This is a genomic window from Haliscomenobacter sp. (genome assembly GCF_040403615.1).
Classification (GTDB): Bacteria; Bacteroidota; Bacteroidia; order Chitinophagales; family Saprospiraceae; genus Haliscomenobacter.
The window spans coordinates 1-23,423 of the sequence record NZ_JBBAKG010000090.1 but is presented as its reverse complement, the minus strand read 5'-3'; the positions used below and the strand labels follow the sequence as shown (position 1 = coordinate 23,423).

Sequence of the window (23,423 nt, the reverse complement as noted above, 5' to 3'; positions counted from 1 at the left end):
GTGAGCCAACCTGCTATCTGCCATGGTGTTTGCAGCCTGCTTCTCTGTTCCGCAGGCACCAGGGCCTCCATCATGGTCAAATGCTCCTGTTCCACAGCACCGTGCTCATCAGCAAACTGCATGAGTTCATGGTCACCACGCCAAAGTGCCACTGCTTTTATGCCACGATAGATTTCTACAGCCCCAACCTCACCCGCATGATCCGAACGCAGTTCCTGCTGGACATATTGCGCGAAAGATCGGGGGATCATATCACTTGAATGTGGCTGTGTAGGCCGCAATATTCTTGATATCATCGGCAGAAAGTCCTGCCGCCATGCCCCACATGAGTTGGCTTTGTGCTCCAATCTGACCCTTGTTCTTGTAAGTGGTCAGTTTCTGCACAATTACCTCGGGCTTTTGACCTGCCAACTTGGGACCTGCTCCGCCTTGACCTTGAGCACCGTGACAGGCTGCACAGGTGGCATATTTGGTTTTGCCAGCAGCCGCATCTTGTGCCTGAGCCGCAACTGATAAAAATGCCATTGCGGCAACTAACGCGATTGAGATTTTCATACAATTTTCCTTTTTAAAAATATTACTTAGTCTTAGGCCATAGTGATAGCAATGAAAATCATCAGGAACATCAAAACTGCTCCCACAAGGGGAATCACAATGTGACTGTATCTAGCCACCTGTTCCACTGGATTCTGTTCAGGTTCTTGATTGTGTTGGTTCATGGTGATCTCGCTTGATGTCGGGCTTTGGCATCAGCGCATCGCTGATCAAAGTCTACCAGATTGTGATAGCCCATACGATAACAGGCACAATGTTCACGTAGGATCCAACGGGCCAATCTAATTCTTAGATTTTGTATCATACTATACCTTTCAACGACTCAGCATTTGATCAGCTCGGTTCACAGCCTCTCGTCGTTGATCTTCAGTCAACTCATCACAACGGCTAGAATGATCCGGGGCTCGCAACCAGTTCACGCCTGTGCGTGGCTTGTAGGTCGTTTCCACTGTGCGAAACACACCCCAGGTAGCAAACACCATACTGATGATGGCAATGTGCCCCAGCATGTTGTAGCCAATTGTCAGCAGTTCACCAATGTAAAGACCAAATGCAAGACTCCAAAAACAACCTAGTAGGATGCTGAGAAAGTATTTGACATAAACAGGTGCATGACGCAGGGGATTGATGTTGGGATTGATCACATCTCGACCAGCCTTGAATAAAATATAGATAAATTTCAAAACACTAAACATACTTCACTCTCCAAAAAGTTTCACTTGATGCCCATTCATCTGTATGGTCCAATTGTTCTTGTACAAGATAGGTACAAATGATATGATCATGCCTATCATACAAAATACCACTGCTTTGGTTAATTCGTTCATTCATGCTCCATAGGTTGTTCATTTGGTACCACAGGTTGGCACATCTTCTCGCCGTCCCACTGTTGTCCGCACCAGCACTCACCATCTTGATTGATAATGCAAGTGCCAGATCCGCAACACCTATCATCCTTCATGTACTCAGCGGCTGTGGTAAATTTTAAATCATTCATTATTCAGCCTCGTCATAGTAAGCATATTGACCCCACGGTGGCTCAATAGTTGTGGTACCATGCATGATCCAAACTGTATCTGCATAGTTCTCATCACCCCACGAACCAAACGGATAGCCGTCTGTAAACACAACCAGACGCTTGGGTTCAATTTCATTGTCCTTCAAGTACTTGAAGATACAATCAAAGTCAGTGCCACCGCCACCTTTGACCTCGTAGTCGCAGATGTCTTCCAGGTTGTCCGAGTCGTATTGTGCAGGATTGTATGCATCAGTATCAAACGTGATAACGTGAATACGATATGCAGGGAATGAATCCATGATGCCTTGAATCTCACTCAAGAAGTCCTTCAACATTGTTGTGCTGATTGAACCCGAAGCATCCAGTGCCACAGCAATATCAATCATGGGATCCAGTTTCATACCGGGCATGACCGCATCCATGTGCCAACCTTTACGGCTGGCTCGCATCCAAGTATAATCACTCTTGATAGTGCTTTCTAATTGCATACGCAACAATTCGCGCCAGTTCATCTTGGGCTCAGTCATGTCTTGTATAAGACGCTTGACACCTGCTGGGATATTACCTGCACCATCCACTGTGGCGGCTGCCGCCAACATGGCTTCTTTGATCTCATCACGGATTTGCTGGCGCTCCTCGGGAGACAGATTGGGACGACCTTTGCCTTCTTGATCACCATCACTGCCATCATTGGGATCGCCTTCGCCATCCATGTGCTCGTCGATCATTTTGTCCAGCAAGTCGCTGATGTTGATCTTTTCTGCTTTTTCGTACAACTTGTCATAGATCTCTTCTGAACTCATGCCTTCATACTTGCGGTCGAACAAGCAAGGCACTGTGGTAATCATCTCACCTACCTTGTGTTTGACCAAGTCGCCATTCACAGCAAAGTCATTGGCAATATTAAACAACTGTGGATCGCGACTGCCGCGACGCCCAAAGTGATCATAAACACAATGCAATACCTCGTGTCCAAACAAGAATTCAATCTCTTTGGGCTTGAGCATTTTGATAAAGCGACTATTGTAATAGAAGTTTCTGCCGTCTGTTGCGGCAGTGGCACACCACTCATCTGCGTTTACCAGTTTCAAACGAGTAGCAAGGTTGCCAAAGAATGACGCTTTGAGCAACAGGCCCACACGGGCGGTGATCAACATTTCACGCACAATTTTGTCGAGTTTGGTGTCCATGGGTCCAATAAGATCTTTGAACTTATCAGATTCTTTTTTGTTAGTAGTAGTAGCGGTAGTCACGGGCTGTTCCTTTGTTGTCTATGTGTATATTATAGCAGATCACTATTTATTGGTCAAGTAGTACTCAAGTACTACCTAAATTCAAGTACTTTAACTGGAACCAACTTTGTGCAGATTCTGTGTAAAAATCAACATGCACTTGCTGTTCGCAATACTTGTGGCCTCCATCCATTTTGGCAACCCAGATCCACTCTTGATAGTTGCGATAAGTGAAACCAAGTTCTCTTTGTAGCCGAGTGCGCACAGCCATTCCCATACCAAAATCTTTGAGAATCCTGGCATAGATGTCATTCCAGTCGCTGGGACTATGAAACACAATCAAGTTCTTTTTTACGGTGATGAGGGATGACATAGCAAAAACCAACTGAGTTCTTTGTCTGTTGCAACATAGATGCGGTAGTCATTGTATTTGGCACTGAAGGACCAGGTGGAGTTGATGTCATCTGGCTCAAATTCTTCCTCATGGTGTTGCTTTGATCGAAGCAGTTCACTTCTGACTTCAACGTCTTGCCCCCATCCATAGGTTGTGGTAAACCAACGTCGGGCACGATCAAAACTCAACACGCCAGTGCCAATCCAGTGCCCTTTTGAGAACTCAATCATGTACTGGTAGGCAGTGTGATGACTGTACCTTGCATCTAATTTTACAACTTTGTATTTCATGGTAGGAAAAGAAAAGAGGCCATGTGTCCACAGCCCGTGTATTTAATCCACACGACCCCTTAAACTTAGGCCGACGCCTGCAAGATGTACTTGCCAAAGCGTTGGTGGAACTCGTCGAAGTTTTTCAACTTGGTTGGGAGGAAGGGCAAGTCGTATGTGGTCAATGCAATACGAGCACCCATCACAGTCAACTCGGTCTCAAAGTTCTTCATCATGTAGCCCAGGAAGTTATCGGCCATCTCATGGAACTTCTTGTCTTCCACCTTGTTCTCTACTGCACCCTTCAATTCATAGCACATGGAGATCACCAGGCTGTACATGGCCGACACTTCTTTAACATTCAAGTCTTTGACTTTGCCATTCAAGATGTCTGTAGGGTTAGGCATGCGGCCGGCAACCTTTTTATGGGCCATAAATTTCACAGCAAGACCTTCACCCACAGTACCTGCAATCAAGTTCATTGTGGTGTCGTCGTCGCTGGCGTCATCCAACAATTGGCTCACAAAAGTCCATGAGCGTGGTGTAGCAAAGGCACGTGACGCTGACTTGGCATCAAAGTCGTACAAATCCTGCTTGGCAAAACTCAAGTAACCAACCACGTCCTTGTGAACTCGGTTGTTTACTGCCCACTCAAGCCACGATGCAAAGTCCACTTTCATCTCCTGGTGGATGAAGCGATTTGCCAAGGGAGTTGGCATTCTATAAGTAACGCCTTTGTCGCTTTCACGGTTACCTGCGGCAACCATCACAACATTGTCGGGTAACTTGTACTTGCCAATGCGTCGATTCAAAATTAGTTGATACGCGGCACTCTGTACAGAGGGTGCGGCACTATTAAGTTCGTCCAAGAACAACACCACAATAGGATATTGTGCGGCAGTTTCTTCATCAGGCAGTTCCACAGGGGGAGCCCAATCCATCTTGCCAATGTCCTTGTTATAGAACGGGATACCACGAATGTCTGTGGGTTCCATCTGACCCAAACGCAAGTCGATCATTAGACCGTTCAAGTCGTTTGTAATGCCTTCAACAAGTTCACTCTTGCCAATGCCGGGAGGACCCCACAAGAACAAGGGACGTTTGACTTGGAATGCTTTGAGCAAAGATTTCTTTGCTTGAAGCGAGGTAACGGTGCGGGATTCTGACATGGGCTGTGCCTTTCTAGTTACTAAGTCTTTATTGTAGCAGATGTTGATTTTATCGTCAACTGTTTGATATTGCAAAAGGACTATTTTCTTCTACTTCGTACACCCAAGAAACTGGAACATCCAGCATCTGGGCAATCATAAAAGGGGTCTGTCCTTGATCCAACAGTTCTTGGATCTGTATATTAAGGTCGCTCATTCGGCTCATGTGTTTCTCCTTAAATTATGCTGGCTCTCGGGCGTCCATCATTTCTGACAGGATGAATTTGGCAATGTTCATTTGTTTACGAACATACTCAACGGAACGAGGACCAGTGCCCATGGCCATCATTTCCTGGCAGTCACTCATGATGCCCATCACAACCATTTCAAGACCTGAACACTGGGCTGTGATACTCTGCATGTATTGTTCACGGATTTCTTGTTCTGTGATACCGTAACACTTGTTTTCAAATTCTGTCATTTTGGGCTCCTTTTGTGTCTGTATGTGTATATTATAGCAAAATGGGATTTATTGGTCAACCAAATGCTTTGACCAGCCCAGATGCTCCAATGCCCAGGGCCACGACATTCACCATCAACTGTGGGCGATTTGCAACACGGATTGTCCAGGCCATGAACAAGATTGTGCCCACAAAAAATGCAAGAATGTTGTAAGGGTAGGCCTCAGGACCCACGGCGTTGAGACTGTGCCCTGCAATGATAAACACTGCCCCGGTCCACTGTAGTATTTCGTTGATTTCTAATTTCATGTTATGATTATAACCGATTTTGAATATTTGGTCAAGTCAAAAAAAAGCCCCGCAAAAGTGCAGGGCTTTTGTAGTACTTGAGTATTACTTTTACATAGTGGGTCCGTTGCCGGATTTTAACCCAACTACACCACCTTCTGCTTCAATGCGTTTGATAACATCTTCAAACAAGATGGGTGCAAAGTCAGTTTGCTCCACGCATACGCAATGGTAACGAGGGTCAATCTCAGTGCTGTACAATACAGCGCCAGTTCGGGCATCCACACCACGTGCCTTACGCACACGATTTGTGTGCAAGTGCCCGTGAATGTTAGTACCAAAGCGACCCAACGATGCTTCGTGTACGGGAATATGACTCAAGATCATTCCGTTCATCACATGGTATGCACGTAACTCACGAAAGTATTCCCTGTACTCGTCATCACGAAAGATGTCATGGTTGCCACGGATCAACACTTTGTCCCCGTTCAACCTGGCCAATGTCTTCAAGGCCTTGCGGTTGATCACAACGTCACCCAAGTGATACACCTTGTCGTTAGGGCGCACCGTGTCGTTCCAGCGACGGATCATTTCTTCGTCCATCTCATCAGGATCAGTCCAGGGACGGATCTTGGTCACACCGTCTGCTTCGGTAAAGCGACACACGCCGGAATGACCAAAGTGTGTGTCGCTTGTCAAAAATACTGCTGGCATCATGTGCTCCTTTCTTAATAGTCTAAGTTCATTCTACGCCAGGCCGCATCGTCTGGCTTCTCATCTGCATCGTAGGTCCAACCCAGCGCCTGCATCATGCGGTGCTTGACACGAATGTTGGGTATACGAGTACGCTCGGTATCATCAAACCCCATCATAATACCAACTTCAGCCACAGCACCTGAACGACACAGGCCTGCGGTACAATGCACAACCACATTCATGCGGTTCTCTATTGCATGTTGCAACAGGCGCACAATTTCTTGTGCCTGCGCATCACTGATCAGGCACTCTTCAGGGAAGCCATCATCCGCATCCAGGAACTCAAAGTCATAACGCTGTTTGAATGAGTGCATGGCCTCGGGACGCCAACCAGCAGGGTCTGTGATGCTGATCAGCATGGAGTTCTCGCCAGCGGCATGGTGATGACTTTTGGTCACATCAATTGCGGCTATGTTTTCAATCCAGGGCATGTTGTTCTCCTTTTAATACAATTATTATAACACAAAAGGAGGATTTGGTCAAGTAGTACTAAGTTAGTACTTCTTGCCAGGTGTGATCGCCCATGTATTTGACCTGCATCATGTACTCATAGTCTTCTGGAGCACCGGTGTTCCAATCTGCAGGCCCTGTGTGTACCAACAAGGTTTTGTTGTGTCGTTTGTGCCAGACCAACCAGTAGCAACTGCCCATTACCAGTTGAAAATTGTATTCGGCTGCATACACTGCATCAGTGACATCAAGCCTGCGCCGAATGTCTTGTGCTTGTTTTTCCAGTACTGTGACCAGTTCCATGATACGATCATACTCTTGCTGGGCATACATCCTGGCATGATTGATCATCAAGTCCTTTTGCTTCTCAACAGGAACTAGATCAAATGTGGGACCTAGTGTGCTGGTGGCGTAAGGTGTTACATTTCTGTTGAAAAAATGTACCAGGGTGTTGCCAGTGGTGACATCAAAACTGTCTCGACCCTTGGCTGAGTTTGGCTGATCAGAATCCGCCATAATCCTTGAAGCGACGACGTGGTTCAATGTCCAACTGCTTGTACAGATATTCACGACCCACTAATCCTTGTTCGATCTCTTTGAGAGCAGTGACCACTGCACTGTGTTTAGGGCCGTCTAGTTTGGGCTTGTCTCCACGACCTAGTTCTCTAGCACGACGAGCACCGATCAGCACTAGGTCGTAGCGATTCTCTACTGCGTCCACTGCGGCTTCGTTGCTGAGTCCTAGGGTTGCTTCGTATGCAAGTTCATCTTGTCTGGTTTGAAATTTATTCATCTTGGTCCTTTGGTAATCCGTTTGAGTGTCGATCTGAAGTTTTTTCTAAGTCTTGAAACAGTCGTTTTTCTTGCTGAGTCAATCTATCCTTGTGTGTCTTGCGTGGGTTGCCGCACAAGAAACAACCGGGATTTCCACAATCCATAGCATGGCGTTTGGCCAGTCTATGTGGTTGTTTGATATTGGTCTGATTAAATGTATTATGTGATTGGGCAATCTTTACTTGCCTTGAAATCGCCACATCTGTTTTGTGGCGTCGTTTTGAGTTTATAAATTTGGCTAGATCGTTGCTCATACAGTTATTTAAGTAGGACGAAACTTAGTATAACAGGTTTCGTCCCACAGGTCAACTGTTTAGAACTTTTGCGACTGAATTCATCACCGAAGCAATGCGTCCAATGTCACGAAGCTGTTCCACTGTGTAGCCTTCAGTCTTGAGTGTTTCATAATGTGCCTTAACACAAAAATGACACTTTCCCACAATACTTGCAGCCAAACTGAATGCTTCAAAATTGCTTTTGGTAGTTCCACCATGCGTTGCAATGGAGTTCATACGCAACTGTGCTGGCAATCCTTTTAGAGCAGGATCATCAGTCATTTCAACATAGGGGTACCAGGTATTGTTTTGGGCCATGGTTGATGCGGCTGTCATTGCTGACTCTGCGTGAATAGGAGCATCGGCTAATAATACAGCCAATACCTTACCGTTGCCAGTTGAGGCGAGTGCGGCTACAGCACAACCCATAGCCACATCCGCATCTAGTGTACTACGCAAAAGAACAGCGTCAAGATTTAACTTAGTATCTTTTGCGTAGTCTGGCAACGCTTCTTTGATAGCGTCGATGAATGCCATTATAGAGTCTCCCCGCCTACGGTACGGTTACATGCACACAGTTCGCCAGTTTGTAACGCATCTAATACACGAAGTGTTTCTTCTGGGCTACGACCCACATTCAAGTTGTTAACAGTAACGTGTTGAATAACATTGTCTGGATCAACGATGAATGTTGCACGAAGTGCGGCACCCGCTGGAGCATAGAAAATGCCCAGTTGTTCGATCAGACTTAAATTGTCACAACTGTCCATGTTGAATCGTTGTGTGTCAGCAAACTGATTGTGTGTAATCTTAACGAGATCACTGTGGCTCTTTTGCCATGCTACTTTACAGAACTCATTATCTGTTGAACCTGTGAGTAATACAGCATCACGGTCGGCAAAGTCTTGCGTCAACTTGTCGTAGGCCACAATCTCTGTGGGACACACGAATGTAAAATCTTTTGGGTAGTAAACAATCACTTTCCACTTGCCTGCAAATGACTCATCTGTGATGTCAAAGAACGCATCTTCTGGCTGTCCTGGCTTGACGCCGGTGACTACGAATTTTTCTAACTTATCGCCTACGGTTTTCATATTTTCTCCTTGATTCAATGAAACTCAGTGTTTGTACTGATCATCTATTATATAGTATAGTAGTTGCCTAAGTCAAGGCATTTTGCCATTGATTTTTTCTATGACAGCAATAGACTATCAGCAATTGAAATTTATATCCAAATCAATGAACCCACCATGTATGGATCGGTAGTCCTGGACCACGCCTTGCTCGTTGATTACCAGATTTGATTCGCCTACAATGTTTGTTATCTGCTTTAGTTGATCTTGTAGTTTTGGTTGCCAATTAATTTGTCGTTCATTGAGGATACGCACCACCGGTAACTCTACAGTCATGTGAAATCCCCATTCGACTTGTTTTTGTGCTTGCCAAGCAGTGGGATCAAAATATTTGTACAGAGATGTTTTAATTGATTCCTGACAAGCGGTGCTCATCTTTAAATTAAATCTATCTCTGAGACTAGTATTAATATCGTGTGCGCGATTGACTAATTGGTCACGTCGACATAGAGATAGTATTTCATACCAGCCACGTATGGCCAGTTCAGGCAAATCAGGGGTCCAGTAAAAGAACTCCCAGGTTTGATTCTCTTGGTATCCAAGACTGCGTCGAGGGTATGAAAATAGTCGCATGATAGATTCAGGAAAGAATCCTTGTGCCTGTTTCATGCCATGATGAATCATACAAGGCTTGTCTACTCCTTGTATGATACAACTGTTTTTATAACCAACATCCTTGAGCAGTTGGGGATACCGACTTAGAGTAATATTTCTACCAAACAAAAATCCCGGTTTGAGCCGGCTGTTGACATAAAGTTCTTCGTCACTGGCAGTGGCATAAGCATTCACTGTAGTTTCTACCCAAGGAATCTCAATTAACTTTGTACCCGGATAGCGACGACAGTATTCTTCAGCATACGGCAGTGCATGATACTTGATCTCGCCATACCAGTTTTCTGCTTGACGATTGTCAAACCCTGTGGAGTTTTCAAGTTCAGGTGTCACAAAGATAGCAATAACATCGATGTGTATCTTTTCCTTTTCAAACGTATTTAATATGTTGCGACTATCCCATCCACCACTGAACAACACAGTCACATGATCATATTGCTGCCTAAGTTGTCTAGCACGTTGAGCATACAGATCTTGTAGCGTTAGAGTTTTCCACAGGCCTAGATCATGTGCTTGTCTAAACTGTTGTGAATAAAAATCCCACTTGACTTCTTGATTGGACTTTTTACTTTCAACAAACGCATCAGAGTTGTTATAGAAGATCTTGTCGCCTACACTGTAGTGACCACAGTTGCCGTATATTACATCGCCGGTGCTGTCTGGTGGGTTAATCATTGGTCTACTATTACCTTTTTAAACTGCCGGATAATATTGTCGTATTGTGCAGGGGTGCCGCCGGCAGGATATGTTCCCATGGTTTTCTTGAACCAATCCCTAATGTCGGGATGATCAAGCACTTGATTGATTGCTCGGTTAAGTATTAGAAGTTTTTCATTGGGAAAGTTTTGTGCCACTGTGTACCCTAAGGCGCCTGTGACCTTTAAGTTTTCAAAACTAGACACAATTCTAATATTATCACGATGTGTATAGATTAGCGGATTCAAACTGATAGCACTGGCTACAGGAATCTCATTTTTCAATAGTGCAAGAATAATCTCGTTGTCGCTTTTATACGGAATAGTTTGAACTTCGTTGCCTAAATTGGATCGAGCAATCAATGTTGTAGTGGTTGCATTACTGACCCCAATGTTCACACGTCCGTGAATGTCCTGCATTGATTTGATAGGACTATCGGTTTTGACAATCAAATGATAGCGGACTAGTGCTACTGTGATTACACTTTTGGTATCACGCAAAGGGTCCAGTTTCAGTTCAGGACGTACGACATAGCTGGCTGCTTGAGTAGCAGTGCCGCTAGAATAGATTACATTGGGGTTGGTTCGACTTTCGTCTAACATGGCTTGGTAAGCAACCATCTGGTCGGCGCCTGGGCGGTTAACAACAACAAACGTGTCACCTGTTATTTTTTCAACGTGGTCAAAAATCTTGCGAGTGTAAACATCGCTGAGGCTACCGGCGCTGTTGCCGATGTAAATTTTATAAGTTTCTGCGTGGGAGGTTAGGACAACAAGTCCAAATAGAATAGCAAACAATTTTTTGATCATGGATCAACTCCTTAAAGTATATTGTAACATACGGCTAGTAGGAAGTCTACACACGGTGTGGCGTTCTGAGCATAGTTGTGTCAGTAAAGGAGTCACTACTCCTGGCGTCACTTGAGATACCGACGTCGGAAGAACCCGGCGTTGCAGAATATTTAGTCTGATCAAAAACGCATTAAATATTTAGATGAGCACCACAAATACCACATACGGAGTTGCTATTCCATCGGTTCCTGCTGATCTAATCGTACCACTTGAAAAAATGAACGAATTAAATCCGGTAGTACTGCGTCGGCAAGACGGAAGTGTATACCAGATGGACTGGTATCGAGTTTATACCAGTAACCAAGAACTAACAAACTGGATAATTGAGCATTTTCCGATAGAAGTTGAACTAGTTGAGTATGTAGTATCCGATCGGGGTATTTTCATGCATACTGACCTAGGAAGAGATTGTGCTTATAACTATCTAATAGATGCTGGTGGAATCAATATCGTAACAGAATTTTACAATACTGATCAAATTCAACTTCTTGATAGTATAGAGTATCAAACAAATAAATGGTATAAGTTAAATGTTGGAACCCCGCATCAGGTAGTAGGCACACAGACACGCCCAAGATTTTTGATCTCTGTTACACCCAAGGCTGGTATAACTTATAGATTTTGATGATTCGACGAATCTATGAACATAGATGGCCGGCCCTGAGAGGATCGAACTCCCACCTCTGGGTTCGAAGCCCAGAATTCTATCCATTGAACTAAAGGCCGAAAGTGGTGCTCCAGGCTGGTAACGATCCAGCGTCTATACATTACCAATGTATTGTACTGCCTTTGTACTACAAGAGCTCAAGAAAAACCCTGCCGTAACACGCCACATTAAAAGAGGCAACGTGTCAGCGGGCAGGGCCATAATTTGGTGCGGGGTAGGAGAATCGAACTCCTGCTTAAACGTTGGCAACGTCTGGTTCTACCATTAAACTAACCACGCATGTGCTTATGCGGCACGTAGGCTTTTGAATCTATCTGCAGCATATGAGGCCGCAAACGCATCGGGCTTGACAAAAGGTATAACATTGCACACACCTTTGATGTAACCAATTGCTTGGCTGATAACACAGCTTGAACCATGCATCTCATCTGGGTTGATGTCCAAGTGAACCTCAACTTCACGCCCTTCCAACACTTCTGCCAGCTTCAAATACAGCTCACTTACTTTGTACACTTCAGTCATTAGGCGTAGTGCAGGACGTGATGCTCGTTGATCGTAGTCACGCTCACGTTGCACTTCACCAAACAACTTGCAACCGTTGTTGCCGTTGATGTGGACCACAATGGCCAACACATAGTCAGCATGCCAAGCGCCGTCTATTTTCACACGCTCGCTATCGCAACCGAGGTAGATTCGTGTTTCAGGCGTTTGGGCCCGAATAAACTCTGCCACTTGATTGATGTCTAATTTTTTCATCATCGTCTTTCTATTTAACTCGGAAACTGTTACAGGTTTATTAATGGCACCCCTGGTGAGATTCGAACTCACATATTATACTCCTCTGTTTGAGAGAGGCGACTTTACCAAAGTTTGTCCACAGGGGCATGAGGAATTTGTAGCAGGCTGAACACAATCTAATTAAGTTGCGCTTCGATATTTAACGCCACGCCGTGATTCCGCAACACCCTTTATCCTGGCTCCAGGCCATGACTACAAAACTTGGTACGAGAGACGGGACTCGAACCCGTAAGCCTTTCGGCGGCAGATTTTAAGTCTGCTACGTATACCATTCCGTCACTCTCGCATGATTAGGATGGGCTTCTCACCCAATTGACTCTAAACGAGTTGTTGATGGTTCTCTTTCATACCATCCAGGTTTGGTGCCCCAGGTCGGACTCGAACCGACACGCCTTTCGGCACTGGCTTCTAAGACCAGCGTGGCTGCCATTACACCACCGGGGCAAAACACTGGCAGGGGATATAGGATTCGAACCTATGCGTGTCGGAATCAAAATCCGATGCCTTAACCAACTTGGCGAATCCCCAACAAAAAACTTGGTGGATGAGAGTAGAGTTGAACTACCACTTGACTCCGTATGAAGGAGGCGCACTACCATTATGCTACTCATCCTGATTGGTACCAGCGGAGGGGATCGAACCCTCTAAAGAACGCTAATCTGGCGCTAAAAGGTTTATAAAACCTCCCTGACTTCCAAGTCTCGCTGGCATATTTGGGGTATCCAACGAGAATCGAACTCGTGATAGCGGAATCACAACCCGCGGTTTTGCCACTAAACTATGGACACCATAAGGAAACTCTCTGCGGTACTTGCAACCACGATGACCTCGCTTCCTGGCACCTCTTGACTGTTCTGCAGAATAAGTCAAGTTCAGTGTTGTTCCGGTGTAGTCACTCAGAGAGTTTTCTTATGGTAGGGGTGCTCGGGAACGATCCGAGTTTTACTGGTTAAAAGCCAGTTACTTCACCTTAAAGTTTCACCCCCGCTATCTTATCACTCTTGTCACTTGTCATGACAGATCTCCTTTTAAAAAATTGGTAGCCAGAACAAGAATTGAACTTGTAATAATCGCTTATCAAGCGACCGTTATACCATTTAACTATCCGGCTATAAATATGTGTATGATTACCGCTGACGAAGCCATGATACCTTTGTACCAACAAGCACAAGGCGCTTATCAACAACGATTCTATTCTACTATCACACGCAAGTTCACTCTCAATGAGATGTTGATCAACCCATCTAAAGAGTTCACGCTTGATACTACGTTTATGGTGCCTCCTCCAGGTTCCGACCCTGGTTCCCCGGATTTTCAGTCCGGTGCTATGACCACATCAGCTAAAGAGGCATAATGGTACATCCTGACGGACTCGAACCGCCGACAGCCTCGGTGTAAGCGAGGAACTCTACCAACTGAGTTAAGGATGCATGTTTGGCGGAAGCGGTGAGATTCGAACTCACGGTACCTTTCGATACGCTGGTTTTCAAGACCAGAGCCATAGACCGCTCGACCACACTTCCTAATTTTGGAATAGCGGGTGAGATTCGAACTCACGGTTTTAGGGATTTGCAATCCCTTGCATTTGGCCACTCTGCCACCGCTATATATTGGTCCGAGTAGTAGGATTCAAACCTACGACCCTCTGGTCCCAAACCAGATGCGCTATCAGGCTGCGCTATACTCGGTTTATTTTTTTCTTGATCCACATGCCAAACAAAGTACCACAATAGGCACCTGCCAAGGCTGGGATTAGGGCCCAGTGATCTTCTGTGTAGTTGATCACTGCTACACTGGCAGTGAATGTCACTGCCACAGACCACCATGCGGCCATCATGGCACGATCATCCTGAATTGACTTTACAAAATAAACGTAAATCAAATCAGTGGCAAATACTGCCGCAAAAGTTATGATGTAAGTCCACATGTTATTTCTTTTCTAATGGAGATTTTTGTGACTTTTCCACCTCTAATGGCTCAGCAAATCTTGCTGAACTGCCAACACTGTTCCAACTGTCTTCGGTAAAAATTCTAATGGGTCGCCAGTATCGAGCAATAATATTGTTGATTACCACAAGTCCAATTACTACTACTACAAAGCCCAGTGCGGTCAAAACACTACCGGCTAAAAATACTGCCGCTTGATCCATGTCCATAAGTTTTTCCTTAATTTTGGAGCGGAAGGCGAGATTCGAACTCGTCTATTTCAGTTTGGAAGACTGACGTGTAACCGTAAACACTTCATCCGCAGGTGCTATATTATACTGTATTTCGACAGTATAGTCAATGTCTTTGATCTCAAAACTCACAACTGCTCCACCATATTTGACAGCCATTTGTTGTTGATGTTGTATGTATATTTCTGCAGATTCCTGATCAACCCACATCCGTTCCAGTGTATGATCATCAATATGGTTAATGTAAAAATGTACAGTCTTGTTCTGCCAATGCATTTTGGTTGTAAACATGGTTGTTTCAAAATCTTTGCGAAGAGCCATAGTTGGATTTGGAGGATGCCGCAATTGTACTCGTGTAACTTTAGTAAATTTCATATAAGTGGTGCCCCCACCATGATTCGAACACGGCACCTACTGATTACAAATCAGTTGCTCTACCGAATGAGCTATAGGGGCAAATTTTGGCTCCAGGGATAGGGATCGAACCTATGACCAATAGATTAACAGTCTACTGCACTACCGCTGTGCTACCCTGGAATTTTGGCGGAGCGTTAGGGAGTCGAACCCTATCAACCACTTTCATGATTGTACGGATTAGCAATCCGCTGCCTTACCATCCGGCCCACGCTCCTCTATACTACTATATAGTCGACACCTCATGGTGTCAACAGTTAATTGGTGGAGAGTCAGGGATTCGAACCCCGTATACCGTAAGGTGGAAGATTTACAGTCTCCTGAAGTCGCCAATGCTTCTCACTCTCCAATTTGGTGAACCGTCCCGGGTTCGAACCGGGGACTGAGGCTTGCAAAGCCACTGTGTTCCCAACTATACCAACAGCCCAAATTTTTTGGCGACCCGGGAAGGATTTGAACCTCCGACATTTGGTTTTGGAGACCAACGTTCTGCCAGACTGAACTACCGAGCCATAACACACTCTTGCGAATGTGTGTATCGAAACACTCTTCATGGATGAACCCACATAAGCGAGAATGCTTCGATACGCTCGGATTTTTTTATGTACAAGAACATAAGCCATCCCCGAGGCCGCCTATTTGCAATTTTAAAGTGTTGCAGGCTCGCGTTGCCTTGCACTTTGATAACGATCATTGAACGTTATCGTGAATCCATCGCCAATACTCTTCTGTTGACATTCTAGTTCTCCTTGAAAACAAAAAACCCTGGAGTTTTTAGTTCCAGGGTCTTTGAATTAGATACGGTTGTATACTACGTTAAGACCCTGGTGCTCCTAGAATGCTTGTTGACAAGCGACCATAGACATGCGACCAGGCTGGTGCCTGATTAAACATAGTCTTGGGTATCAGTGAACAAAGTTGTGTTTTCATAGTATCAATTATAGTTTATTTACCTTTGTGCGTCAAGCACTTTGGCAAACTCTCTCGTTGTATTTATACAACAGATTTCATCTGTCCAATCAAGTAAGGTTTCAAAAAAGGCTTTAGCCCACTAGGCTGACCTTTATCGTTGCGAATGACATATTCGCCTAGAATATTTTCCAGGTGTGTGAGTCCTTGATGCCATAACTGTTGTTCACGAGCCAGGTCTGGTCTAGCATGGAACCATGTGTCAAATTCTGTCTGCCAGAACGATGTAGACTTGTTGGCCTGGAACCAGTTGTTGTCCCAGGTTGTGTTGTACAACAATGATCGCAAAAGACGTTCTTGTAACATTCTAGATCTAGCAATGTTTAATCCTTGCCACCCTGCTTGGTACTTTGTGTTGATTTCTAACCAACGTTTGATCACATGTGCTTGTTTGCACAACATGGGCATGGAATCTTGACTCCAATAGAACATCTCGGTGTGCGTGTTTGTGTAGTCTAGGTTGAAATCGTTGATGGTAGTAATGTTGGCAATACCATCTAAAAATGTCATCCAAAAATTACCTTCAGGATCAATATGACACTTGGGTTTGTCTATACCCACAATGATGACTACGTTGAGATCTCGGTCCAAACGTTTCTTAATCTCTCCAAAGTGAAAATAATTGTATCTAAACAATTGCCCGATACTGAGATGGTCGTTCCTGCCCAACACCCAGTCTACGTCGTTAAAGGTTGTGCGCATACTGTTGATTACCACATCACTAACATCTAACTCTGTTATACGTGTGAGTGGTAATCGATCTCGTATGTATTGCAATCTAGGCACTGCTTGCAGTTGATGCTCTGCGGCAAAGTTCCAACTGTCTTTGACTCGTGTGTCTAGCACCGTGGTAGCCTGTGTGGCAGTGGTCATGTGATTGGTCACAATCTCGTCAATGTGTAGTCCTTGGCGAATGAAACTTTCTAGTATGTTGTGCGTGTCCGACCCACCGCTGTAACTCAAGACCACGTAGTCGTATTTTTCTCTCAATTGCCTAGCACGAGCATCATACAATTGATCTAGACTGGCTTCAGGTTCAATGTGCCACGGGTACTTGGAAAATGCATCGTCGTGAAAAATCCAGTCTACTGGTTTTCCAGTTGTGCGACTGTGCAAAAATGCGTTTATTTTAGAAACAAATTTTTGTCCATCACAGGTATAGAATCCTAGGTTTGGATCGATCATATATTGTAGGGAGTGGATGCGGGGGACAGATTCGAACTGCCGATGCACCTGGCTTATGAGACCGGTGTGGTGACCGCCCTCCCCGCGGTATTTTATTTATAGTGAAAAAAGCACTACCTGATGTTTAAGGGTACGGAACATCCTTTCGGGTAGCCCCCGTCCCTCCAGCAACATGACACGACTGTGACTGGCAGTCTACCGCGGCTTTCGCCCGTTCAGCGGCGCTGGATTAAATAAGTCCCTGGTAGTTGGGCCCATCGTCAATGTGTTTTTAACACGCTTTTATCAATACAAACACAAATGCTCTGCGTCCCTTGGCGGTAATTATAGTGTATCAGAAATTTCGTCAAGTTGCCCCAACTAGTCTATTCATCACTTACACTTTCCACCCGCTTCCCGACAGGGACCGTTCTCGTATTGCTAACGCCGGTTAGGTTGGACCGCTGATTTCTCAGTGAAACTTTGCCGTTTCAGAACCACCCGTGTGTGTCATTACACTTCTCATCGTCTGGGTCAGACTATCCAGTGACGCTGGAACGTTTTGGCGGTCTTAGGGGGTAACGATCCCCACTCTTACGGCGTGACAAGCCGTCGTGCGTCCATGAACACTTTAAGACCAAATTCTTATAGTCAAGCACCGAGAATGCCAATTTAGGAGTCCTGCGCTAACAGTTCCAAAGCCGATGCAGTTATATTAGGATCAGTCGCCGGCCGCTGTGACCCGAATAGTGTTGGCGTCCCAACACGATACCTTATCGATGCTTGACTATAAAAACAATGGTACTCCGTGGGGGAATCGAACCCCTCCTTACCCGCGTGAAAGGCGAGTGTCCTAACCGATAGACGAACGGAGCATGTGATTTTACATTGAGGAACCATTGTGGATCTTATTCTGCTTGGCTTGCGAGGCCAAGTCACCACGGTCATTATACCCAGACGATCCGCCGCTTTTCTGGATCTACTTGTTACAGTAGAGAGCCGGCTTCATGACTGGTAGTAAGTGGGTACCCGCCGGTACCAATTGGACACTTCTACCAATGCCACTAACGGGTCTGGTAACCTCTTTGTATATTTTAAAGATCTGTTGCAAGTAGTCTCGATCGACTTTGTTGCTTTGTTAAGTTCTATTGTAGCAGAGTTTCAATTTATGGTCTAGCACAAAAAAGAAAACCCTCCGAAGTGGAGGGTCTTTGTTAGTAGTACTTTTGTATTACAGGCAAAGCCCCCAGTGGCAATCCCACTCATGTTCTGAGCGAATGGTTGTGATGATTGCAGTTGTTTGTTTCATAAGTGTATTATATATGACAAGTGATCAAAAGTCAAGGCTTTTTGGCTCGATTGCAGGCAGGATCTCGACAGGCAGTGATTCGTTTGCGATCACAGTCCGGGCAGTCTCGGATTCGGATCCAGTTGGTGGGCATGAATCTTATGACCTCGTTTTTACTGGGTTTGTCCTGACTGTCGCATTTGGTAGCCTGTATCATCAATGTCTCCTTGACATACATATACAACGCCATAGCCCGTAAAAGGGTTTACACTGGATGACCTAGTTTGTCCATTTTCTCACAAAATCGGTATCTTCCCAAAAACTTATCTGTACACTTTTCCTAACATGCTGTAAATTTTCCACGCTGTGTATGATATTGCCGTCAATCAGCACCCAGCAGTTGGGCTCAAACACATGGCTTTCCAGTTCCTGTAAATCATCGTAACTCCGGGGATAATAACCCGGTTCTCTTTTGATAGAATGATTGTGTTCTTGCCAAAACACAGTTTTCACGTCCGGGCCGCCTGTGTCAAGAACCCACATCAAGGTCCAATTTCTTGTACGATCGGTGTGCGGAATACCAACACCGCCTGATTCAGTGCCACAACAGTTTAACCCCATGGCATGAAATTCAGGTGATATGTTTTGTCTGGCCCATTCTACTATACTGGGATTGATGTCATGCCGAGTCCATACAGTGTTGGGTACTGGCACACCGTCTCGATCGCAACTGATGGTTAGATATTGATGAAATGTTTTGTCAGATGCATCAAGAGGTAGCGCCACTAGGGGCGGCAACATCGGACAGTAGACACCGGTCATTGGCTTATTTTGTTTAGAATTTCTGGTGGCAATTGAGTATCAAAACTCGCCTGTACCGTTATTCTTTTGCGTGATAAATTTTCTGTGCTGTGCAATACCCTGCTATTTATTAGATACCAAGAACCTGCTGGAACTTTGACGCTGTCTATCTTCTGTAACGAGCGGGTAGACGACATCATTACACCACGCTCACGGTACACATCGTGATCATCCTCTTTCCAAAATACCAACTCGGCATCGTCGCCGCCGGTGTCAACAGCATAAGCAAGTACATAATCTCTAGTAATGTCACAGTGAGCTCCGGTGCTGATGACTTTTGAAAACGGGTCATCAGCCCAGTTACCACCGTGGGTATAAGTGACTCTAGTGTTTAGAAATGTTGAGGCGATATTTTCTTTGAACCATTTGACAAATTCTGATTGGAACGGTTCATCGTATCTGCCTACATTTCTCAATGCTGAGCCGTACTGACCGTTCCAATCATCTAACACACGGATACAAACTTGAGAGATGTTGTGATCCAACGGATCTGCATTGCGGTCTATCAAGTCAACCAATTCCTGTGGCAGTGTAGGCAACTGAGGCAATAACAGATACGTAAAATCACTCATGTCATTGTGGTCTTTTTGCATTGATGGCTAGTTGTTTAGCAAAGTCTCGATCCATAACATCGCGAAATTGTTCAGAGGTTTGACGCGGTGGTATATTGCCAAATGTAAGTGAGGTAATTTGTTTTTGCACTTCTTTATCTGCTCGAATTTTCTCTAATATTGTATACCAGTGATCACGTACTTGATTCGGTGTGCCTGGCGGCAACCAGAATCCGCTCCAGCCTTCAAAACTAATGTCGTATCCTAGATTTTTCAAACTAGGCACACCGTTTTTGTTTTCTGGCGTAATCACTGCCAATGAAACAAAATCACCGTTTTGAACTCTAGGTTGTTGTGCCCAGGTCAAGATAGCCACCTCAACTGTTTTACTCATCAGTGCCTGCACACCTTGTGCATCACTGTTGTAATTTACAACAATTGCATTGGGCTGACTGACAAATAGATCTTCGAGTACAATCTTGGATGCACTCTCGGTAGATGCCATGGCCACGGTGCGTGTTTTTAACGCCTTGCGCAGTTGTTCAAATGTTTTGATATCTGACGAGCTGTGTGCCACAATCATTGATCCATATGTAGCGACCCTGATTACAGGAACTACCTGGTTCATAGCATCATATGCCGCTGGATTACTTATGCCCGCATAAACCACGCCGCCACTGCCGGAAAACATAATTGTTTTACCATTCGGTGAAGACCTTAGTAATTCTTGTGTACCTATAAATCCTTGTGCACCGGGTTTGTTTACAATCACAGCGTCAATATTTTGTTTGGCTAGTTCTTTGGCATACACTCTAGCCACAATATCTGTTTGTCCGCCAGGGGCGTAAGGAACAATGACTCGGATGGTCTCGTTAGCGTGTGCCGTGAGCACACTGAACAATAATGTTAAGAATAGTTTTTTCATAGGAGTTAGTTAAAAGTTAAAAGTTAGGAGATAGGTTTATTCTGTTACGAGGAAAACCTATCAAAACCCTAGGCGGCTGTTAGGCTGCCAATGCGAACTGTTCGTCGTTTGCGTTTACGTTTTTTGTGTCTTCGGCCGGGAACTCCCAACCCTACGGCTTCTACCTTGCCGAGCGCCATTACCCTTACTCTTTGCCCTGTCGAAACTATGCAGGCCCATCAAAAAAAGACATGTATACAAGCAAACACAATCAATAGTATAACCACTATAGTATAGGATGTGTTAATCATATATCTCTTTTTGGTGGACCTGGGGGGATTCGCACCCCCGTCCAGAACACTTTTCTTGATAACAGTTTACGCTGTTCTTTGTATTATATATTTATTTTTGGATGTGGTCAATCTATTTGGTGCTTAGATGACAAGACGCCACAATCTGTTTGTTTTGGGCCCGGAACTCTTCGCGTTTTTGATCCCGAGCCTGTTCGCATTCGGCTTGAGTTTTGAACTTGGCTTGTTCGCCATACTCAGGCACTGGCCCTAGCACACTAAACGATAACACCCAGATCAGGGTCCGGCTCATAACAGATTCCTAACTGCTGTATTTATAGTCTAGCAGTCAGATAATCTGTTGTTTAGGATATTTCCCAGTCTATCAGTACTGCCTGGGTGTCTGCATCCACTACTTTGCGATAAGAAACAATACCGTTGTCTGCGTTGTATTGTTTGATTGTGCTGGTCAAAGCATGAGATTGTATTGCTGTTCTTATTTCTTCTAACTCGGAAAAATTGGGCATCTCAACTGCGCTTACAGTGGTTGGATCTATTCCATCGAGAAAAAAATCATTTGTTAAATTGGTCAAATCCAAAACTGCTGTGCATCCATACGATGTACCTATTGTTATTCCGTTTGCAAACCAATCACTGTATTCCGTGATATTTTTTACCAACGTCGCTCCATTGGGATTCTTACTTGCGATGTAAACTATGCAACTCATAATACTCTCCTATATGATTTATTTATTCGTTATTTTGGTATTCTACTGGAATCCATCCCAGTTTGAACAAATCCTCACGTATTTGATCCGTTACTGTGCCTTCTGGCACATGTCCTAGATCCACCCAATCCTCATCAGGATCGCCTTGTATGCCCGAGCAGTACCACTCAATGTAGTCACCTTGTTCGCGCATGTCAGCCACAATACCACCAGCATAGCGCCAACTGGCGCTCCAGCGTTGATCCTTGAGCAAGGGCCATAGGTCATTCTTTACAAACTGCATGTTGCACATGGACGCATACAAGTTTTGTGCGTAGGTTTTGTTGCTTTTGACTTTGTCGCAGATCCACTTGGTAGTACGCAAGTCGTACTCCATGTTGTCTTTTTGCCATGCAGGATCGGCCATGCGCTCTTGATCCTGCTCACGACAAGACTTAAACATATTTAAGTAATCCTCACCAGGTTCCTTGCCTTCTTCCTTACATCGGTCGATGTAACTTTGTTCTTGAAAGGTATGACGTTTGGGACTGGAATTTATTTTGGTCATAGTATTTGGTCCGGCGTAGAGGAATCGAACCCCTATAATGACTTTAGAAGAATCATGTCCTATCCGTTGAACGAACGCCAGTATTTGGTGGGCCAACTTGGAATTGAACCAAGACTATCTCGATTATGAGTCGAGGGCTTTACCATTAAGCTATTGGCCCTATGCATCTATTATAGCAGGACTTTTATTTAGTGTCAACTGTTCCGTCTGCCAGATGGTCCTGTTTGATTTCCCGCACAGGGTGGCCCAGTATACGTGCAATTGAATTTTTGTAGGCAATGCGTCGGTTGTTGAAATCACGGATGGCAATGGCACGACGACCAATCTCCTGGAGACTCAACATCTGTTCTACTCCTGATTTCAGTTGCCATTCCAGATCCCAGATAGCATGATGGATATCAGTCATTGCTTGAATGTCTGCATCCAACTCAGGACTTTGTGGTAGTTGACGATATTTGTCTTCATACCAATCAAGTTCAATTTGATTCGCACCCTGAGTGCGAGCGTGTTTTACTCGTGCAATGCACAAGCGATCGATGAGTTCTAGTACGGGAAGAAATTCCATATGTGCCTTATGTAAGCACCTATTATATAATTTTGCTAAATGATTGTCAACGATTTAGGCTGTGTGCCAGTCAGTTGAATCTAGTGTTTGGATACTTTCGTTACCGTCGTACTCGTTTACAATAAACTGTGTGCCTTCGGGTATCCACTCAATTCGCAAATCCCTAAGTCCACCTGCATAGATATCAGGATACTTGAGTGTGACAAATGCCTGCAACTCGTCCCACTTTTCTGCTTCCACCAACTCAACCAGGGCAGGGTCAAACAAAATTTCAGGGTACTGGGTATTCCAAGAGAACCAGCCCATACCATAGTCAGGCGAGTACAGAACTGCTACCCGGCCATCACGCACAAGTTTGTTCACTTTAGGTCACCTTTGAGTGTGTGCCAAACAACAGGGTCGCATCCAAGATAGATGCGGTATTTCACATTGTTGCGCCAACGTGTGAATTCGTTGATCTTGCGTTCTACAAAGTTGAACATTGAATCGCGAAACCAAAACGGATTCAGTATGGCCGCAATCATGGCC

The 23,423-nt window shown here is 44.8% G+C and carries 31 protein-coding genes and 25 tRNA genes; 1 reads left to right on the top strand and 55 read right to left on the bottom strand.

The genetic code is table 11. The features are described 5' to 3' along the window. From ABW391_RS22520 to ABW391_RS22430, 19 genes are all read right to left on the bottom strand, one after another. Positions 1-251: demethoxyubiquinone hydroxylase family protein (locus ABW391_RS22520; protein ID WP_353484149.1), on the bottom strand; the 251-nt coding region annotated here is incomplete at its 3' end. A gap of 1 nt (position 252) precedes the next feature. Then, positions 253-555 (bottom strand): c-type cytochrome, encoded by a 303-nt coding sequence (locus tag ABW391_RS22515; protein ID WP_353484148.1) that lies wholly within the window; start codon positions 553-555, stop codon positions 253-255. Positions 556-587: 32 nt separating this feature from the next. Then, positions 588-719 (bottom strand): hypothetical protein, encoded by a 132-nt coding sequence (locus tag ABW391_RS22510; protein ID WP_353484147.1) that lies wholly within the window; start codon positions 717-719, stop codon positions 588-590. 150 nt (positions 720-869) lie between these two features. Further along, positions 870-1,238: a hypothetical protein gene (locus ABW391_RS22505; protein WP_353484146.1), complete on the bottom strand. Its 369-nt coding sequence runs from the start codon at positions 1,236-1,238 to the stop codon at positions 870-872. A 313-nt stretch (positions 1,239-1,551) separates the two neighbouring features. Continuing rightward, on the bottom strand, positions 1,552-2,763 hold the full coding sequence (locus tag ABW391_RS22500; RefSeq protein ID WP_353484145.1) for a vWA domain-containing protein: 1,212 nt from the start codon (positions 2,761-2,763) through the stop codon (positions 1,552-1,554). Between the two features lie 127 nt (positions 2,764-2,890). Next, on the bottom strand, positions 2,891-3,178 hold the full coding sequence (locus ABW391_RS22495) for a hypothetical protein (RefSeq protein ID WP_353484144.1): 288 nt from the start codon (positions 3,176-3,178) through the stop codon (positions 2,891-2,893). Beyond that, positions 3,157-3,489 carry a hypothetical protein gene (locus ABW391_RS22490; RefSeq protein ID WP_353484143.1) on the bottom strand — a complete coding sequence of 111 codons (333 nt, stop codon included), beginning with the start codon at positions 3,487-3,489 and terminating at the stop codon, positions 3,157-3,159. The genes ABW391_RS22495 and ABW391_RS22490 overlap by 22 nt, the downstream gene beginning before the upstream one ends. A gap of 65 nt (positions 3,490-3,554) precedes the next feature. After that, positions 3,555-4,637, bottom strand: a complete 1,083-nt coding sequence (locus ABW391_RS22485; RefSeq protein WP_353484142.1) for an AAA family ATPase — start codon at positions 4,635-4,637, stop codon at positions 3,555-3,557. A gap of 220 nt (positions 4,638-4,857) precedes the next feature. Continuing rightward, complete coding sequence (locus tag ABW391_RS22480; protein ID WP_353484141.1) at positions 4,858-5,097, bottom strand: hypothetical protein; 240 nt, start codon at positions 5,095-5,097, stop codon at positions 4,858-4,860. Positions 5,098-5,152: 55 nt separating this feature from the next. Next, a complete protein-coding gene (locus tag ABW391_RS22475) occupies positions 5,153-5,386 on the bottom strand; it encodes a DUF6552 family protein (RefSeq protein WP_353484140.1) in 234 nt (77 codons plus the stop codon). Between the two features lie 90 nt (positions 5,387-5,476). Beyond that, positions 5,477-6,082 carry a metallophosphoesterase gene (locus ABW391_RS22470; RefSeq protein ID WP_353484139.1) on the bottom strand — a complete coding sequence of 202 codons (606 nt, stop codon included), beginning with the start codon at positions 6,080-6,082 and terminating at the stop codon, positions 5,477-5,479. Between the two features lie 11 nt (positions 6,083-6,093). Further along, positions 6,094-6,552, bottom strand: coding sequence for a phosphatase domain-containing putative toxin (locus ABW391_RS22465; RefSeq protein WP_353484138.1), 459 nt, complete (start codon positions 6,550-6,552; stop codon positions 6,094-6,096). A 58-nt stretch (positions 6,553-6,610) separates the two neighbouring features. Beyond that, positions 6,611-7,087 carry a DUF2452 domain-containing protein gene (locus ABW391_RS22460; protein ID WP_353484137.1) on the bottom strand — a complete coding sequence of 159 codons (477 nt, stop codon included), beginning with the start codon at positions 7,085-7,087 and terminating at the stop codon, positions 6,611-6,613. Further along, positions 7,074-7,364, bottom strand: a complete 291-nt coding sequence (gene rpoZ / locus ABW391_RS22455; RefSeq protein WP_353484136.1) for a DNA-directed RNA polymerase subunit omega — start codon at positions 7,362-7,364, stop codon at positions 7,074-7,076. Before rpoZ ends, ABW391_RS22460 begins: the two co-directional genes overlap by 14 nt. After that, a complete protein-coding gene (locus ABW391_RS22450; protein ID WP_353484135.1) occupies positions 7,357-7,659 on the bottom strand; it encodes a hypothetical protein in 303 nt (100 codons plus the stop codon). The genes rpoZ and ABW391_RS22450 overlap by 8 nt, the downstream gene beginning before the upstream one ends. Positions 7,660-7,710: 51 nt before the next feature. Beyond that, entirely contained in the window at positions 7,711-8,217 is a 507-nt protein-coding gene (locus ABW391_RS22445; RefSeq protein ID WP_353484134.1) for a carboxymuconolactone decarboxylase family protein, read from the bottom strand. Further along, positions 8,217-8,774 carry a peroxiredoxin gene (locus tag ABW391_RS22440; protein ID WP_353484150.1) on the bottom strand — a complete coding sequence of 186 codons (558 nt, stop codon included), beginning with the start codon at positions 8,772-8,774 and terminating at the stop codon, positions 8,217-8,219. Before ABW391_RS22440 ends, ABW391_RS22445 begins: the two co-directional genes overlap by 1 nt. A gap of 117 nt (positions 8,775-8,891) precedes the next feature. Continuing rightward, positions 8,892-10,100 (bottom strand): hypothetical protein, encoded by a 1,209-nt coding sequence (locus ABW391_RS22435; RefSeq protein ID WP_353484133.1) that lies wholly within the window; start codon positions 10,098-10,100, stop codon positions 8,892-8,894. Continuing rightward, positions 10,097-10,930 (bottom strand): Bug family tripartite tricarboxylate transporter substrate binding protein, encoded by an 834-nt coding sequence (locus ABW391_RS22430; RefSeq protein ID WP_353484132.1) that lies wholly within the window; start codon positions 10,928-10,930, stop codon positions 10,097-10,099. The genes ABW391_RS22435 and ABW391_RS22430 overlap by 4 nt, the downstream gene beginning before the upstream one ends. Before the next feature lie 184 nt (positions 10,931-11,114). Between ABW391_RS22430 and ABW391_RS22425 the strand changes: the two genes are divergently transcribed. Next, positions 11,115-11,597, top strand: coding sequence for a hypothetical protein (locus ABW391_RS22425; RefSeq protein WP_353484131.1), 483 nt, complete (start codon positions 11,115-11,117; stop codon positions 11,595-11,597). A gap of 26 nt (positions 11,598-11,623) precedes the next feature. Here ABW391_RS22425 and ABW391_RS22420 read toward each other — a convergent pair. The 36 genes from ABW391_RS22420 to ABW391_RS22245 all read right to left on the bottom strand — a co-directional run bounded on the left by ABW391_RS22420 (position 11,624) and on the right by ABW391_RS22245 (position 23,258). Beyond that, a tRNA-Arg gene (locus ABW391_RS22420) sits at positions 11,624-11,698 on the bottom strand. 4 nt (positions 11,699-11,702) lie between these two features. Then, positions 11,703-11,776 (bottom strand) — tRNA-Thr (locus tag ABW391_RS22415). Between the two features lie 68 nt (positions 11,777-11,844). Further along, a tRNA-Gly gene (locus ABW391_RS22410) sits at positions 11,845-11,918 on the bottom strand. Between the two features lie 6 nt (positions 11,919-11,924). Beyond that, complete coding sequence (locus ABW391_RS22405; protein ID WP_353484130.1) at positions 11,925-12,398, bottom strand: ribonuclease H-like YkuK family protein; 474 nt, start codon at positions 12,396-12,398, stop codon at positions 11,925-11,927. 41 nt (positions 12,399-12,439) lie between these two features. Beyond that, positions 12,440-12,523: transfer RNA gene (locus ABW391_RS22400), tRNA-Leu, on the bottom strand. A gap of 116 nt (positions 12,524-12,639) precedes the next feature. Beyond that, positions 12,640-12,723 (bottom strand) — tRNA-Leu (locus tag ABW391_RS22395). Positions 12,724-12,797: 74 nt separating this feature from the next. Beyond that, positions 12,798-12,881: transfer RNA gene (locus ABW391_RS22390), tRNA-Leu, on the bottom strand. 94 nt (positions 12,882-12,975) lie between these two features. Continuing rightward, positions 12,976-13,050: transfer RNA gene (locus tag ABW391_RS22385), tRNA-Met, on the bottom strand. A 101-nt stretch (positions 13,051-13,151) separates the two neighbouring features. Beyond that, positions 13,152-13,225 (bottom strand) — tRNA-His (locus ABW391_RS22380). Between the two features lie 249 nt (positions 13,226-13,474). Next, a tRNA-Ile gene (locus tag ABW391_RS22375) sits at positions 13,475-13,548 on the bottom strand. Between the two features lie 163 nt (positions 13,549-13,711). Then, positions 13,712-13,787, bottom strand: a tRNA-Phe gene (locus ABW391_RS22370). Between the two features lie 4 nt (positions 13,788-13,791). Further along, positions 13,792-13,867, bottom strand: a tRNA-Val gene (locus ABW391_RS22365). Between the two features lie 5 nt (positions 13,868-13,872). Further along, positions 13,873-13,960 (bottom strand) — tRNA-Ser (locus ABW391_RS22360). A 6-nt stretch (positions 13,961-13,966) separates the two neighbouring features. Then, positions 13,967-14,044 (bottom strand) — tRNA-Cys (locus ABW391_RS22355). Positions 14,045-14,048: 4 nt separating this feature from the next. Then, positions 14,049-14,125: transfer RNA gene (locus tag ABW391_RS22350), tRNA-Pro, on the bottom strand. Continuing rightward, positions 14,116-14,364, bottom strand: coding sequence for a hypothetical protein (locus tag ABW391_RS22345; RefSeq protein WP_353484129.1), 249 nt, complete (start codon positions 14,362-14,364; stop codon positions 14,116-14,118). Before ABW391_RS22345 ends, ABW391_RS22350 begins: the two co-directional genes overlap by 10 nt. Before the next feature lies 1 nt (position 14,365). Then, entirely contained in the window at positions 14,366-14,587 is a 222-nt protein-coding gene (locus ABW391_RS22340) for a hypothetical protein (RefSeq protein ID WP_353484128.1), read from the bottom strand. 23 nt (positions 14,588-14,610) lie between these two features. Beyond that, a tRNA-Gly gene (locus ABW391_RS22335) sits at positions 14,611-14,686 on the bottom strand. 308 nt (positions 14,687-14,994) lie between these two features. After that, positions 14,995-15,070: transfer RNA gene (locus ABW391_RS22330), tRNA-Thr, on the bottom strand. A gap of 6 nt (positions 15,071-15,076) precedes the next feature. Beyond that, positions 15,077-15,151, bottom strand: a tRNA-Asn gene (locus tag ABW391_RS22325). A 4-nt stretch (positions 15,152-15,155) separates the two neighbouring features. Then, positions 15,156-15,245 (bottom strand) — tRNA-Ser (locus tag ABW391_RS22320). A gap of 45 nt (positions 15,246-15,290) precedes the next feature. Then, positions 15,291-15,376: transfer RNA gene (locus tag ABW391_RS22315), tRNA-Tyr, on the bottom strand. A 4-nt stretch (positions 15,377-15,380) separates the two neighbouring features. Then, positions 15,381-15,455 (bottom strand) — tRNA-Ala (locus tag ABW391_RS22310). 8 nt (positions 15,456-15,463) lie between these two features. Next, a tRNA-Trp gene (locus ABW391_RS22305) sits at positions 15,464-15,540 on the bottom strand. A 481-nt stretch (positions 15,541-16,021) separates the two neighbouring features. Beyond that, a complete protein-coding gene (locus tag ABW391_RS22300) occupies positions 16,022-17,113 on the bottom strand; it encodes a hypothetical protein (protein WP_353484127.1) in 1,092 nt (363 codons plus the stop codon). Positions 17,114-17,195: 82 nt separating this feature from the next. Next, positions 17,196-17,269: transfer RNA gene (locus ABW391_RS22295), tRNA-Met, on the bottom strand. A 691-nt stretch (positions 17,270-17,960) separates the two neighbouring features. Next, positions 17,961-18,036, bottom strand: a tRNA-Glu gene (locus ABW391_RS22290). Between the two features lie 692 nt (positions 18,037-18,728). After that, positions 18,729-19,271 carry a hypothetical protein gene (locus tag ABW391_RS22285; RefSeq protein WP_353484126.1) on the bottom strand — a complete coding sequence of 181 codons (543 nt, stop codon included), beginning with the start codon at positions 19,269-19,271 and terminating at the stop codon, positions 18,729-18,731. Further along, positions 19,268-19,903: a hypothetical protein gene (locus ABW391_RS22280; RefSeq protein WP_353484125.1), complete on the bottom strand. Its 636-nt coding sequence runs from the start codon at positions 19,901-19,903 to the stop codon at positions 19,268-19,270. Before ABW391_RS22280 ends, ABW391_RS22285 begins: the two co-directional genes overlap by 4 nt. Further along, the gene (locus tag ABW391_RS22275; protein ID WP_353484124.1) at positions 19,884-20,786 is read right to left on the bottom strand and encodes a tripartite tricarboxylate transporter substrate binding protein; all 903 of its coding nucleotides are present in this window, start codon (positions 20,784-20,786) and stop codon (positions 19,884-19,886) included. Before ABW391_RS22275 ends, ABW391_RS22280 begins: the two co-directional genes overlap by 20 nt. A 634-nt stretch (positions 20,787-21,420) precedes the next feature. After that, positions 21,421-21,735 carry a hypothetical protein gene (locus ABW391_RS22270; protein ID WP_353484123.1) on the bottom strand — a complete coding sequence of 105 codons (315 nt, stop codon included), beginning with the start codon at positions 21,733-21,735 and terminating at the stop codon, positions 21,421-21,423. 70 nt (positions 21,736-21,805) lie between these two features. Next, complete coding sequence (locus ABW391_RS22265; RefSeq protein WP_353484122.1) at positions 21,806-22,330, bottom strand: hypothetical protein; 525 nt, start codon at positions 22,328-22,330, stop codon at positions 21,806-21,808. Positions 22,331-22,336: 6 nt separating this feature from the next. Then, positions 22,337-22,411 (bottom strand) — tRNA-Arg (locus ABW391_RS22260). Positions 22,412-22,415: 4 nt separating this feature from the next. Continuing rightward, positions 22,416-22,490: transfer RNA gene (locus ABW391_RS22255), tRNA-Ile, on the bottom strand. Positions 22,491-22,514: 24 nt separating this feature from the next. Then, on the bottom strand, positions 22,515-22,895 hold the full coding sequence (locus tag ABW391_RS22250; protein WP_353484121.1) for a hypothetical protein: 381 nt from the start codon (positions 22,893-22,895) through the stop codon (positions 22,515-22,517). Positions 22,896-22,949: 54 nt separating this feature from the next. After that, positions 22,950-23,258 (bottom strand): hypothetical protein, encoded by a 309-nt coding sequence (locus tag ABW391_RS22245; RefSeq protein ID WP_353484120.1) that lies wholly within the window; start codon positions 23,256-23,258, stop codon positions 22,950-22,952. Positions 23,259-23,423: the final 165 nt, after the last annotated feature.